The organism is Sphingomonas naasensis (genome assembly GCF_004792695.1).
GTDB classification, from domain to species: Bacteria; Pseudomonadota; Alphaproteobacteria; order Sphingomonadales; family Sphingomonadaceae; genus Sphingomonas; species Sphingomonas naasensis.
The window spans coordinates 184936-198300 of record NZ_SRXU01000008.1 but is presented as its reverse complement, the minus strand read 5'-3'; the positions used below and the strand labels follow the sequence as shown (position 1 = coordinate 198300).

Here is a 13365-nt window from a genome sequence, read left to right as displayed (position 1 = left end):
GCCGGCGCCGGCCCCCGCGCCGGCCAAGCCCGCCGCCAATCCCGCCGCCGCGCAGCGCGCGCGCTCGGCGGGGCTCGCCGCGCTCAACCGTGGCGCGGTCCGGCAGGCGGTGGACCTGCTGCAGCGCGCGCATGCGCTCGATCCCGGCAGCGCGGTGATCCTGCGCGATCTCCAGCGCGCCCAGCGCATCGCCGCGACGGTGCGCGCCCGGCAATAGGAAGAAATCCTTAAGTCTCCGGCGCTAAGCCGATACCTGGGCGGGGTCGGAAGGCGCTATGGAAAAGCTTGGCCGATACAGAATAGAGGCACGCCTCGGCGAAGGCGCGATGGCGGACGTGTTCCGCGCGCACGATCCCGATATCGGCCGCACCGTCGCGATCAAGGCGCTCAAGCCCGACTATCGCCGCGATCCCGAGCTCGGCGCGCGCTTCCTGCGCGAGGCGCGGGCCGCGGGCGCGCTCAACCACCCCAACATCGCGACGATCTACGATGTCGGCGAGGCCGATGGCGTGCCGTATATCGCGATGGAGCTGATCGAGGGCCGCCCGCTCGACGCGGTGCTGCAGGCGCAGGGCCGCATGCCGTTCGAGCGCGTGCTCGCGCTCGGCATCCAGCTCGCCGACGCGCTCGCCTATGCGCATGGCCAGGGGATCGTCCACCGCGACGTGAAGCCGTCGAACATCCTGCTCTCCGCCGATGGCGGCACCGCCAAGCTGCTCGATTTCGGCGTCGCCCGCATCGGCGATGCCGAGGGGCAGCTGGCCCGCACCCAGGCCGGGCAGATGATCGGCACGCCGCGCTATATGAGCCCCGAACAGGCGCTCGGCCTTCCGGTCGACGCGCGCTCGGACCTCTTCTCGCTCGGCGCGGTGCTCTACGAGATGGTCACGGGCAAGATGGCGTTCGACGCGACCGGGCTCGCGACGCTGGCGCTGCAGATCGCGCAGGAGCGGGTGGCGCCGATCGAGCGCGCCGCCGGCGATTGCCCGCCGGGGCTGCGCCAGATCGTCGACAAGCTGCTCGCCAAGAAGCCCGACCAGCGCTTCGCCGACGGCGCCCAGCTGGTGCAGGTATTGCGCCGCGAGAGCGCCGCGCTCGCCACCGAGGATGCGGTTACCCGTCGCGGGCTGTCGCTGCGGGTCAAGCTGCCGCTCGCGCTGGTGAGCATCACCCTCGTCGCGTTGCTGCTCAGCATTTCGACGATCCTGAGCCGCCAGCAGCGCGCGCTCGAGCATATGGCGATCGCTTCGGGCGAGACGATCGCGACCTTCGTCACCAAGAATGCCGCGGTGCTGCTCGCCGACAATGCCGGGCTGCCGCCCGAGCAGCAGGATTGGACGCCGCTCCAGGCGTTCGTCACCGCCGCCAGCCAGGATGGCGGGGTGCGCGGCATGGTCGTGGTCGATGCCGGCGGGACGATCCGCGCCGCGAGCGACGGCGGCCGGGTCGGACAGCGTTACGCAGCGCCGAGCGGCGAGCCGGCGCTGAGCGACGCCGTGACCAACGCGCGCGACGCCAGGGGCGGCGCGCTGCGCTTCGTTCGGCCGATCCGCTATGCCGGCGCCGATTTCGGCAAGGTCGACATCCTGCTGCCGCGCACCGCGCTCGACGCGGCGATGGCGAATGCGCGGACGCTGATGATCGCGCTCGCGACGATCGTGATGCTGGTGGTGCTCGCGATCGGCTATCTGAGCGGCGCGATGGTGGTGCGGCCGCTGCGCCGGCTGCTGACCAGCTTCGACGAAGCGCGCGAGCAGGGCTTCGCGCTGCGCATCTCGCACCGCCGCCGCGACGAGATCGGCGCGCTGTTCGACGGCTTCAACCGGCTCGCCGCCGAGATCGAGCCGCGGCTGCACGGCGCGCCGGCGGCAGAAGAAGTCGCGCTCGACGCGACCTGCATCCAGCCGGCGCCGCGGCGGGCCGCCTGATGTACATGCTCCAGCTCTTCGACGTCGACGATTCGGTTCAGCCGATCGACGCGCGGCTGCTGCGCGACGGCGCGATCCGGATCGGCCGCGACACCAAATGCGACTGGCCGATCGCCGACCCCGATCGCGCCCTCTCGCGCGAGCATTGCGAGGTCGCGGCCTCGGCCGACGGGCTGATCATCCGGCCGATCGGCACCAATGGCGTGTTCGACGACGCCACCGGCGACCGGCTTCCCGATCTCGTCGACGTGCCGGTGACGCTGCCCTTCACGCTGCGCATGGGCCGGTTCCGCATCGCCGCGAGCCGGGCGCCGCTCGACGATGAAGTCACCGACACCGGCCGGACAATGGTGCTGACCCCGCCGCTCGGCGCCTCGACGGCGATCCCGACCGATTGGGCCGATGCCCAGCCGATCGTCGCATCGGGCGGCGAATCGCTGCTCGAGGCGTTCTGCCGCGGCGCGGGGCTCGACGCCTCGTTGCTGTCGAGCGAGGAGCCCGCCGAGGTGATGGAGCGCGCCGGCGCCGTCTACCGCCAGATGGTGCTCGGCATCGCCGATCTGATGATCGAGCGCGACCGCGCCCGCGGCCGCTACAACCTCAGCCGCACCACGATCGGCGGCTCGGGCAACAACCCGTTCAAATGGGCGCCGACCCAGCGGCTCGCGATCGATTTGCTGCTCTCGGGCGTCGGCGGCTTCCTGTCGGGGCCCGCGGCGATCAGCAGCTCGCTCGCCGACGTCAAGCGCCACCTGATCGCGACCTTCGCCGGCCTGCAGGCGTCGCTGCGCCAGGCCGTGACGAGCTTCGATCCGGCCGAGATCGATGCCGCGGTGTCGGCCAGGGCGACGCTGCTCAAGAGCCGGCGCGCGGTGCAGGCGCAGGAGATCGAGGCGCGGCACGCCGACCTGCTCCGCCAGCTCGACGGCGAAGAGGGCACTCTCGACCGGGCTTTCGTCCAGGCCTATGCTGCCGCCGAGCAGAGCAAGTGAGCTTCGCGCTGGCAATGCCGGACCCTTCTCCCCCGCCGCCGCTTTCCGGCACCTACCGCTCGATGTCGCGGAGCCATGTCGGCCGCGTGCGCAAGGTCAACGAGGATCGCGTGCTCGACCGGCCCGATCGCGCGCTGTGGGCTATCGCCGACGGGATGGGCGGGCATCGCGGCGGCGATATCGCGGCGGAGCTCGCTATCGCCGCGCTGCGCGGCCTTGCCGATGATCCCGCCGAGATCACGCCCGCCTCGATCCGGGGCGCGCTCGAGCAAGCCAATGCGGCGATCTTCGAGCGAGGCGCGGCCGCGGGCGGGGTGATCGGATCGACCGTGGTCGCGCTGCACATCGCCGGGGGCGATGCCTGGATCTTCTGGGCCGGGGACAGCCGCGCCTATCGCGGCGAAGATGGCGCGTGGCAGCAGGTGACGCGCGATCACAGCCTCGTCCAGCAGCTGGTCGACCAGGGGCTGATCGACAGCGCGCAGGCGGCGCATCATCCGCAGGCGAACGTGATCACGCGCGCGCTCGGCGTCAATACCGCGGTGCAGATCGAGGCGCTGTGCCGGACGACCATGCCGGGGGATCTATTTCTTCTCTGCTCGGACGGGCTGAGCCGCTCGCTCGATTCGTCGATCCCCGCCGGCTTCGGCGGGGCGGGGGAGGCGCTGGCCGACGAGATTCTCGCGGGCGCGCTCGATCGCGACGGTAGCGATAACATCAGTTTCGTCCTCGTCACGGGCGGCGAGAGCCGGGCGCGCCGACGCGCCTAGCCGCGCCCTGTGCCGCAAGCGCGGAAATCCGCCACTCTGCCGTTGACTTCTGATTTTCAATAAGTAGGCTGCAGTACCAGCATGTGAAACGCATGTAACTGGTTATGGTAGCGCTACCATATTTGGCGCTGCCGTAACGCGTGCGACGACGGGGTGCAGACGGGGATACCCGCGCCCCTGCCGCGCAACCGCCCGACCGGGCGTGATGGAGGGGATGACATGATGAGGCTTGGTTACGCACGTCCGCGCCTGCTCTGCGGCGCCACCCTGTTCGTGCTCGGGCTGGCGCAAGCCGCCCCCGCATTCTCCCAGACCGCGCCGCAGCCCGAGGCCGTCGCGCCGCAGGACGCCGCGCCGGCGGACGCCCAGCCCGACAATGAAGGCGAGATCCTCGTCACCGGATCGCGTATCGCGCGCAACGGCTTCGACGCCTCGACGCCGGTCAGCGTGGTCAGCGCCGAGGACATCAAGCTCTCGGGCAATCTCAACGTCGAGAAGACGCTCGCGCAGCTGCCTCAGGCGATCGGCTCGCAGCTCGGCAGCGCCACCTCGAACACCGTGCCCGGCGGCTTCGCCGACGTGAACCTTCGGGGTTTCGGCGCGACGCGCAACCTCGTGCTGGTCAATGGCCGCCGCTATGCGATCTACGGCCCCGAGCAGGTCGTCGATCTCAACACGATCCCGTCGACGCTGATCGCGCGCACCGAGATCGTCACCGGCGGCTCGTCGGCGGTCTATGGCTCGGACGCGATCACCGGCGTGGTCAACTTCATCACCCGCGACGATTTCGAAGGCCTCGAGACGCGGATGCAGCTCAATGTCGACTATCCGACCGCGACGCCGGTCTACAATGTCGATCTGACCGCGGGCGCCAACTTCGCCGACGGGCGCGGCAATATCGTCGTCTCGGCCAATTATCTGATGCGCAACAGCATCACCCGCGGCGAGCGGGGCGACTTCGCGTTCGAATCGCTGTCCGACGGCTGCACCGTGCCGGGCTCGGGCAATCGCGATACTTCGGGCACGCCGTTCGCGGTGCCGGCCGGCCAGACCTGCACCGCGGCGGGCGGCGAGCTGGGCTTCCTCGCCGGCGGATCGGGCGACATCCCCAATGGCCGCTTCTCGGGCATCCCCGCGTTCGGTGGATCGAACGCGGCGCTCAACGCGGCCTATGCCGCGGCGGGGCTGGGCGGGCTCGGCTCGCGCGGTTTCACCTTCAACAATGGCGGCACCGCGGCGCGGCCGGCGATCACGCCGCAGGACGATTTCAACCTCGGCCCCGACAATTATCTGATCCAACCGCAGGAACGCTGGATGGTGAACAGCTTCGGTCACTATGACCTGACCGACAACATCACCGCCTATATGGAGCTGCATTATTCGCGGAATAAGGTCGCCGCGCGGCTGGCGCCGACCAATGTCGGTTCGCCGACGCTGTTCAACGTCAACAATCCCTATCTGACGCCGCAGCTGCAGGAAGTGTTCCGCCAGCTCGACCTTGCCGAGACCGGCACGATCACGGTGAGCAGCGGCACCGCGACGCGCACCACGGTGGCGGGCGACGGGCTGGCGGTGGTCACCGCGGGGCGGCGCTATGTCGAGGTCGGCCCGCGCAAGGCGACCGAGACGCGCGACGTCTATCGCGGCGCCTGGGGCATCCGCGGCGACATCGGCAGCGCCTCGGAGAATTTCCTGAGCAACCTCAAGTTCGACCTCTATTACACCCATGCCCGCAGCGAGAACACGCTGCTGCTCCAGAACGCGCTGTCGCGCAGCCGGCTGCAGGCGTCCTTGCTCTCGACGGGCGGCGCGGCGCCGGTGTGCAACATCTTCGGGCAGAACATCGCGCAGAGCTGCATCAGCGCGATCGCGATCACCGCGACCAATCGCACCGTCGCGACGCAGCAGGTGGCGCAGGGCAGTCTGACCGGCGAGCTGTTCAAGCTGCCGGCCGGACCGGTCGGCTTCTCGGTCGGCGGCGAATGGCGCAAGACCAGCGCGACCTTCTCGCCCGATGCCTATCTCGCCTCGGGCGACGTCGCCGGGTTCAATCCGGGCCTGCCGACCAAGGGCAGCGTGACCGTCAAGGAAGTGTTCGGCGAGGCACGCATTCCGCTGATCCACGACACGCCGCTGATCGACAGCCTCGTCGCCAATGGCGCGTTCCGCTATTCGGATTACAGCCTCGACGGGATCGGCGGGGTGTGGACCTATCTGGGCGGGCTCGACTGGAAGGTGAGTCCCGACATCGCGTTCCGCGGCCAATATCAGCGCGCGATCCGTGCGCCCAATGTCGGCGAGCTGTTCGGAGGCACCACGCGGGTGGTCGGCGTCGCGACCGATCCCTGCTCGAGCCGCGCCCCCGCTGCGCAGCAGACCGCGGCAGTGCGCGCGGTCTGCGAGGCGACCGGCGTGCCCGCCGGGCAGGTGTTCGGCGCGAGCGTCCAGCCCAACACGATCTTTCCGGCGGATTTCGGTGGCAATCCGAACCTCGGCGCCGAGAAGTCGGACACCTGGACGCTCGGCGTGGTGCTGACTCCGCGCTTCGCGCCGCGGCTCTACATCAGCGTCGATTATTTCAACATCACGCTCAACGGCGCGATCGCGGCGCTGGGCGGCGGGCTGCAGAACACGCTCAACCTCTGCTACAACATCCTCCAGGATGCGGGCAGCGAGTTCTGCCAGGCGATCAACCGCAACCCGAACACCGGCGAGATCAACGACCCCTATGTCGCGCAGATCCGCAACGCCAATACCGGGGCGCTCAAGACCTCGGGGATCGATTTCGCCGCGCGCTATCATGTCGATACCGGGGGGATCGGCTCGTTCGATCTCGGCACGAACGTGACCTATCTCTACGAGTTCACCTCGACCCCGGTCGAGGCCTTCCCGAACATCAAGAACTACTGCGCCGGTTCGTTCGGGCCGACCTGCGGCCAGCCGCTGCCCAATTGGCGGGCGACCTCGCGCGTGACGTGGAACGCCAATGACGCGCTGAGCGTCAGCCTGCGCCACCGCTATATCGGCAAGGTGACCACCGACCGCTACATCGTGCCGACGCGGCAGGGCTCGACTTCGGCGCCGGCGCTGGCGAGCATCGCCTATCCGGTCCTGCCGGCGCAGAATTACTTCGACGTCTCGTTCGACCTCACCGTCAACAAGCAGGTCGAGGTGTTCGGCGGGATCAACAACGTCACTGGCAACATGCCGCCGGTGACGACGCAGGGGCCGAATGCCAATACCTGGTCGGCGACCTATGACGTGCTCGGCAGCGAGTTCTTCCTCGGCGCGACGTTCAAGTTCTGAGGGGGGCGCGATGATCCTCGATCGGCGCGGACTGCTTCTCGGCGGCACGATCGGTGCCGCCGCGTTGCTCGGCGGGCGACCGGCCTCCGCGGCGCTGGGCGAGGCGGAGCGCGGCAGCGGCTGGGTCGATATCCGCGACTTCGGCGCGAAGGGCGACGGCAAGACGATCGACAGCCCCGCGATCAACAAGGCGATCGACCATGCCGCGGCGCGCGGCGGTGGCACCGTGTGGTTTCCCGCCGGGACCTGGGCGAGCTACACGATCCGGCTGAAGAGCAACATCACGCTCCATCTCGACAATGGCGCGACGCTCCTCGCCGCGCCGGCGCCGCAGGACGGCCGCGGCGGCTATGACCTTGCCGACCCGATGGACCCGGCGATCGCGAGCTTCCAGGATTTCGGCCACAGCCATTGGGCGAACAGCCTGATCCATGGCGAGGGGCTGCACGACATCGCGATCACCGGGCAGGGTCTGATCTGGGGCAAGGGGCTCGGGCGCGGCGACGGCAAGGACAATTGGCTCAAGGACCCCAATGGCCCCGGCACCGCCAACAAGGCGATCGGCCTCAAGAATTGCCGCAACGTGACGCTTCGCGACTTCAGGATCCTCGAAGGCGGCTGGTTCGCGCTGCTCGCCACCGGGGTCGATAATCTGACGATCGACAATCTGCTGGTCGACACCAACCGCGACGGCTTCGACATCGATTGCTGCAAGAATGTCCGCGTCTCGAACTGCACGGTCAATTCGCCATGGGACGACGCGATCTGCCCCAAGAGCAGCTATGCGCTCGGCGAACCGCGGGTGACCGAGAACCTGACCATCGCCAACTGCCTCGTCACCGGCAATTACCAGGTCGGATCGGTGCTCGATGGAACGTGGCGCAAGATGCCGCCGGCGTTCGCGAAGGACATTCACGGCCGGATCAAGTTCGGCACCGAGACCAATGGCGGCTTCCGCAACATCACCATCACCAATTGCATCTTCGAGGACAGCCGCGGGCTCGCCTTCCAGAGCGTCGACGGCGGCATGGTCGAGGATGTCGCGGTCTCGAACCTGACGATGCGCGGGATCATCAACGCGCCCTTCTTCCTGCGGCTGGGCAAAAGGATGCGCGGACCGGCGGGGCGGCCGATCGGGACCATGCGGCGCATCTCGATCCAGAATGTGGTGAGCTCGGGCGCCAATCTGCTGCCCTCGGTGATCGCCGGGCTGGACGGGCATCCGATCGAGGACATTCGCTTCGCGAACATCTTCCTCCAGCATGTCGGCGGCGCGCCGGCGGCGATGGCGGGAGTGCGGCCGCCCGAGGCCGAGCTCGGCTATCCCGAGGCGACGATGTTCGGCGACCTGCCCGCAACCGGCTTCTTCGTCCGCCATGCCCGCCGGATCGTGATGCGCGACGTCGAGGTGGCGGTGGCGACGCCGGACTCGCGGCCGGCGTTCCGGCTCGAGGATGTCGACGACGCCGAGTTCAGCGGCATCCGCGTGCCCACGGGCGCGGCGGCTTTCTCGCTGGAGAAGGTGGTCAACTTCCGCGGCCCCGAGAAGCGCTGACCGAAGCAAGTCACTGGTAGCGCAGCGTCTTCTCGAACCCCTCGTTCGCCTTGGTCATCTTCGCGAGTTTTCTGAGGTGACCGCGAACATGCCGCTCGAACCGCACATCGTCATAAATGCCCGTGGCCTGATACTCGTCCTGGCCGATCAGTTCCTTGAGGCGTTTGGCCAGCGCCGCCTGATCGTTCGTGCATTCCGCGGACTTCAGCGCGCGGCACACCCATTCTTCGGCGGCGGCCTTGTCGTACTCGTCCTGCGCCTCATAGCCGCGCCTGTCGGCCGCCGCCTGATCCAGCCGCGACGCCTCGAGCCGGCGCTCGAGCCATTTCCGGACCAGTTCGCCATCCCAGGGCTTCGACGGATCGGTCACTTTTCTCTCCAGCGGCGTGTCGGCAGTCTTCCGCGATCGTCGGCCTCGCCTCAGGCGAACACCCCGACCACCGACTTGACCTCGAGGAACTCGGCGAGGCCGAACTTGCCGTGCTCGCGGCCATTGCCCGATTGCTTGTAGCCGCCAAAGGGCAGGTTGGGATCGGGCTGGCCGCCATTGACATAGACCATGCCGGCGCGGAGCCGCGGGGCGACGCGCTGCACCGCCTCGGCGCTGCCGAACACCACCGCCGACAGGCCGTAATCGGTGTCGTTGGCGATGCGGATCGCGTCTTCCTCATCCTCGTACGGGATGATCGTGACGACGGGTCCGAAAATCTCCTCGCGCGCGATCGTCATGTCGTTGCGCACCCCCGAGAACAGCGTCGGCTTGACGAAATAGCCGGTTTCGATCCCGTCGGGACGGCCGGGGCCGCCGGTCTCGAGCTTCGCGCCTTCCTCGAGCCCCTTGGCGATCAGGCCCTGGATCTTGTCCCACTGCGCCTTGTTGACCACCGGGCCGAGATGGCGGCCTTCCTCGGCGGGATCGCCGCATTGCGCGGCCTTCATCGCTTCGGCGGCGATCGCGGCGACCTGTTCCTGCTGATCCTTCGGGACGAGCAGGCGGGCGGGCGCGATGCAGCTCTGGCCCGAATTCATCAGCACGCTGAACAAGGTGCCGGGCACCGCCTTGCCGAGATCGGCGCCTTCGAGGACCAGCGAGGGCGATTTGCCGCCGAGCTCCTGATGGACGCGCTTGACCGTGTCGGCGGCGTTCTTGGCGACGAGGATGCCGGCGCGGGTCGAGCCGGTGAAGCTGACCATGTCGACGCCGCGATGCTTCGACAGCGCGGTGCCGACGCCGGGGCCGTCGCCGTTGATGAGATTGAACACGCCCGCGAGCACGCCGGCGGCATCGAGCACCTCGGCGAAGATCGCGGCGCAGCCCGGCGCTTCCTCGGACGGCTTGAGCACCATGGTGCAGCCCGCGGCGAGCGCGGGGGCGACCTTCGAGACGATCTGGTTGAGCGGCCAGTTCCACGGCGTGATCATCGCGACCACGCCGATCGGCTCATGGACGACGAGGCTGTTGCCGATCCGCTCCTCGAACTGGAATTCCTTGAGCGCGCGGATCGCCGACAGCAGATGGCCGATGCCCGAGCCGACCTGCGCCGTCCTGGCGAGGCTGAGCGGCGCGCCCATTTCGAGGCTGATCGCCTCGGCCATGTCGGCGGCGCGCGCCTTATACGCCTCGAGCACGCGCTCGATCAGCGCGATGCGATCGTCGACGCTGGTACGCGAGAAGCTCTCGAACGCGCGGCGCGCGGCGGCGACCGCCTTGTCGACATCGGCATCGGAGCCGAGCGTGATCTCGCTCACCGCAGTCTCGGTGGCGGGATTGATCACTTCGTGGCGGGTGCCGCCCTCGCTCTCGACCCAGGCGCCGTCGATATAGTGCTTCAGAGTGCTGCGCATCCGGCCTCTCCCGATTCGAACTTTGGGTATGGCGTCTAGATGGCCGGGGCCGGCGTCGGTTGCAAGCCGCAACGCATCGCCGCTGTCAGCCCGGCACCACTTCGAATATCTCGCCGGCGATATCGACGATGTAGAGATTGCCGGCACCGTCCAGCCCGAACGAGACGAGCTGGTCGATCGTGCCGGCATCGGGGGCGAAGTCCGGGTTGCGGCGCTCATAGCTCGATGCGGCGAGGAGCGCGCCTTGCGTCAGCGACGTGGCGGGGACGGACCAGATATTGCCGCTGATGAAGTCGCCGAAGACGTAGCTGCCCTGCAGCGAGGGGATCGGGCCGCGATAGACATGGCCGCCGATGATCGAGCTGCCTTCGCGTGGGCCGCTGCCATGGCCATATTGCGAGACCGGGGCGGTCAGGCCGGCGGGTGCGGTGCCGGTATAGGGCTGGGTGCCTTCGAGATAGTGCCAGCCGAAATTGAGCCCCGGCTGATCGGTGCGGACGAGATCGAGTTCCTCGATCGCGCCCTGGCCGACATCGGCGATGATGATCCGGTTGCCGTCGAAGCTGTTGCGGAACGGGTTGCGCAGGCCGAGCGCGAAAACCCAGGGATCGCCGGCGCCGCCCACGAACGGATTGCCCGGTGCCGGGGCGAAGCCGCTGCCGCTGCGCGCCAGCCGGAGGATCTTGCCGAGCCGCGAATTGGGGTTCTGGGCATTGTTGTTCGGATCGCCGCCGCCGCCGCCGTCGCCGACCGCGACATAGAGATTGCCGTCGGGTCCCCATGCGATCCAGCCGCCATTATGGTTGCTGTTGGTCGGGTGCGGGATCGACAATATGTCCGCGCATCCGCCGCTCGTTATGAAGCACCGGCGGATGAAGATCGTCCCCGCCGCTCCGGTCATGTGGATCATGACTTCGCTGGTGGTCGCGAAGTTGGGAGAGGGCGCGATGCCGAGCAGCCCGCGCTCGTTATCGGTGGTGAGCCCGGTGACGCGGAAGGCCAGCGACTTGGCGCCGGTCGCCGGGGTGAGGAACCAGACGCCGCCGGTCTTCTCGGCGACGAGGACGCGGCTGTTGTCGCCCGGCACCGCGGCGACGTCGATCGGCTGGTCGAAGCCGGTGCCGACGCGCTTGACCGCGATTCCCTCGCGGCTGTTGGTGACGGTGACCTGCAGGTTGAGCGTGCCGCTGGCGGTGCCGTCGCTCGCGGCGAGCTGGACGGCGTAGACATTGTCGCCATCGGCATCGGCGGGAAGCTCGAAATTGGGCGGGGTGACGAAGCTCAGCGCGCCCGCGGCAGTGATCGCGAAGCGCGTCGCATCGGCGCCGCCGGCGATCGAGAAGGTGATCGGATTGCCTTCGGCGTCGGTCGCTGCGGCCTGATAGCCGAGCGCTGCATTCTCGACGACGGTCGCGGTGGCCGCGGAGGTGAAGCTCGGCGCGGTGTTGGCCGGCGTCGGCGTCGGCGTGCCGCCGCCACCACCGCCGCCGTCATTGCCGCTGCACGCCGCGAGGAGGAGCAGCGAACCGAACGCAAACCGACGCATGATCACTCTCCTCCCGACGCTTGCTGCGTCGAACGACACGCGCGTAGCTTCGTTCCGGTCAGCGCTTCTCCTGCGCGAGCCGGCTCATCAGGATCGCGCTGCGCCGGGCCTGGAGCGCGATGCTGGGGATGTCGAGCCATTCGCCTTCGGCATGGAGCGTGCCGCCGCTCGGCCCCATGCCGGCGAGCGTGTCGGCCCAAGCGGCGACGAAGCTCGAATCCGCCGCGCCGCGCTTGGCGGGCGGGTATTCGGCCATTTCGGGAAGGCCGAGATCGCGATTGGCCTTGTTGAGCCGGGCGAGCAGCGCGCGATTGCCTTCGGTCGGCGCCATCGGCGGGGTATTGTCCTGAAAGCTGAGCGTCGCGCCGGTGCCGGGCAGATGCTGCGCCACGATCGCCTGCATCTTCGCGCGCGCGGCGGCGTCCTGCTCGGGCGTGAGGCTGCGCAGATCGCCGCGGGCGATCGCGGTGGCGGGGACGACATTGGTCTTGCCCGAGGCCTCGATCCGCACCCCGTCCTTGTCGATCGTCGCGGGGGTGCCGCCGCCGATCACGCCGACATTGAAGGTGAGATTCTCCTCGATCAGCTCGCTGCGCCACGCGTCGAGGATGCGGGCGATCTCGTAGACCGCGCCATAGCCGGTCTCGGGGCCGAACACGCCACCGCCATGGCCGGTCTTGCCAGTGGCGGTGAGCGTCCAGTTATTGGCGCTGCGCCGCGCGACGGTGCCGAAATCCCGGCCGTCCTCGCGCGCCAGATTCTCGAACTCGAGCGCGATATCGGCCCATTTGCCGGCCTCGATCAGATCACGACGGGCGAGCGGGATCGGATCGCCGCTCTTCTCCTCGTCACCGGTGAGCATCACCTGGATATCGGCGTTGCGGAGCGTCCCCGCCTTGTCCATCGCGCGCAGCGCGGCGAGGATCACGGCGATGCCGCCCTTGTCGTCGACCACGCCGGGGCCGATCGCCTTGTCGCCTTCGCGGCGATATTTCTGGAACGGCGAGGTGGCTTCGAACACAGTGTCGATATGCGCGATCAGCAGGATGCGCTTGCCGCGGCCATTGCCCTTATGGGTGGCGACGAAATGGCCGGCGCGCTGGGTCTCGGGCACGTCGATCCACTTCACCGCGAAGCCGAGCTTCTCGAATTCGGGGCGCAGCATCGCGCCCATCGCGCGGACCCCGGCGAGGTTCAGCGTGCCGCTATTCTGGTTCACCATGCGCTCGAGCAAGGCGAGCGTTTCTGCCGAGCCGGCATCGACCGCGGCGGCGATCTTGCGCTCGGCGCTGCTGAGCTGGGCGGCGGCGGGCAGGGCGGCGGTCAGCGCGAGCGCGCAGAGCAGAGGACGGAGCATGCGGGGAGCGTAGATTTACCGGTGTCGTGGCGCAATCTCCCGCTCGCACGGCGAGGGGAAGGGTGA

9 protein-coding genes and 1 pseudogene are annotated in these 13365 nt (G+C 68.7%); 6 read left to right on the top strand and 4 right to left on the bottom strand.

Going from position 1 to position 13365, the window contains the following annotated elements; translation table 11 throughout:
• The 6 genes and pseudogenes from E5A74_RS20985 to E5A74_RS17550 form a co-directional block, all read left to right on the top strand.
• Positions 1-217 (top strand): annotated as a pseudogene (locus tag E5A74_RS20985) (LysM peptidoglycan-binding domain-containing protein); the annotation flags it as partial.
• Between the two features lie 58 nt (positions 218-275).
• Positions 276-1928: a serine/threonine-protein kinase gene (locus E5A74_RS17570; RefSeq protein ID WP_135986927.1), complete on the top strand. Its 1653-nt coding sequence runs from the start codon at positions 276-278 to the stop codon at positions 1926-1928.
• Entirely contained in the window at positions 1928-2920 is a 993-nt protein-coding gene (locus E5A74_RS17565) for a type VI secretion system-associated FHA domain protein (protein ID WP_135986926.1), read from the top strand. The genes E5A74_RS17570 and E5A74_RS17565 overlap by 1 nt, the downstream gene beginning before the upstream one ends.
• Positions 2917-3690, top strand: coding sequence for a PP2C family protein-serine/threonine phosphatase (locus tag E5A74_RS17560; protein ID WP_240699869.1), 774 nt, complete (start codon positions 2917-2919; stop codon positions 3688-3690). Before E5A74_RS17565 ends, E5A74_RS17560 begins: the two co-directional genes overlap by 4 nt.
• A gap of 219 nt (positions 3691-3909) precedes the next feature.
• Positions 3910-6996 (top strand): TonB-dependent receptor domain-containing protein, encoded by a 3087-nt coding sequence (locus E5A74_RS17555; protein ID WP_240699868.1) that lies wholly within the window; start codon positions 3910-3912, stop codon positions 6994-6996.
• Positions 6997-7006: 10 nt separating this feature from the next.
• Positions 7007-8551 carry a rhamnogalacturonidase gene (locus tag E5A74_RS17550; RefSeq protein ID WP_135986925.1) on the top strand — a complete coding sequence of 515 codons (1545 nt, stop codon included), beginning with the start codon at positions 7007-7009 and terminating at the stop codon, positions 8549-8551.
• Between the two features lie 10 nt (positions 8552-8561).
• On the opposite strand, the gene E5A74_RS17545 is transcribed toward E5A74_RS17550, so the two are convergent.
• The 4 genes from E5A74_RS17545 to E5A74_RS17530 form a co-directional block, all read right to left on the bottom strand.
• On the bottom strand, positions 8562-8921 hold the full coding sequence (locus tag E5A74_RS17545; RefSeq protein WP_206365902.1) for a hypothetical protein: 360 nt from the start codon (positions 8919-8921) through the stop codon (positions 8562-8564).
• 50 nt (positions 8922-8971) lie between these two features.
• The gene (locus E5A74_RS17540) at positions 8972-10396 is read right to left on the bottom strand and encodes an aldehyde dehydrogenase family protein (protein ID WP_135986924.1); all 1425 of its coding nucleotides are present in this window, start codon (positions 10394-10396) and stop codon (positions 8972-8974) included.
• Between the two features lie 85 nt (positions 10397-10481).
• On the bottom strand, positions 10482-11942 hold the full coding sequence (locus E5A74_RS17535; protein WP_135986923.1) for a PQQ-dependent sugar dehydrogenase: 1461 nt from the start codon (positions 11940-11942) through the stop codon (positions 10482-10484).
• Between the two features lie 58 nt (positions 11943-12000).
• The gene (locus tag E5A74_RS17530; protein ID WP_135986922.1) at positions 12001-13299 is read right to left on the bottom strand and encodes a M20/M25/M40 family metallo-hydrolase; all 1299 of its coding nucleotides are present in this window, start codon (positions 13297-13299) and stop codon (positions 12001-12003) included.
• Positions 13300-13365: the final 66 nt, after the last annotated feature.

What these genes read in the sequence shown, in the direction of transcription:
- E5A74_RS17570 (WP_135986927.1), top strand. Translation starts at nt 276, where the DNA reads ATGGAAAAGCTTGGCCGATACAGAATAGAGGCACGCCTCGGCGAAGGC.
- E5A74_RS17565 (WP_135986926.1), top strand. Translation starts at nt 1,928, where the DNA reads ATGTACATGCTCCAGCTCTTCGACGTCGACGATTCGGTTCAGCCGATC.
- E5A74_RS17555 (WP_240699868.1), top strand. Translation starts at nt 3,910, where the DNA reads ATGATGAGGCTTGGTTACGCACGTCCGCGCCTGCTCTGCGGCGCCACC.
- E5A74_RS17550 (WP_135986925.1), top strand. Translation starts at nt 7,007, where the DNA reads ATGATCCTCGATCGGCGCGGACTGCTTCTCGGCGGCACGATCGGTGCC.
- E5A74_RS17540 (WP_135986924.1), bottom strand. Translation starts at nt 10,396, where the DNA reads ATGCGCAGCACTCTGAAGCACTATATCGACGGCGCCTGGGTCGAGAGC.
- E5A74_RS17535 (WP_135986923.1), bottom strand. Translation starts at nt 11,942, where the DNA reads ATGCGTCGGTTTGCGTTCGGTTCGCTGCTCCTCCTCGCGGCGTGCAGC.
- E5A74_RS17530 (WP_135986922.1), bottom strand. Translation starts at nt 13,299, where the DNA reads ATGCTCCGTCCTCTGCTCTGCGCGCTCGCGCTGACCGCCGCCCTGCCC.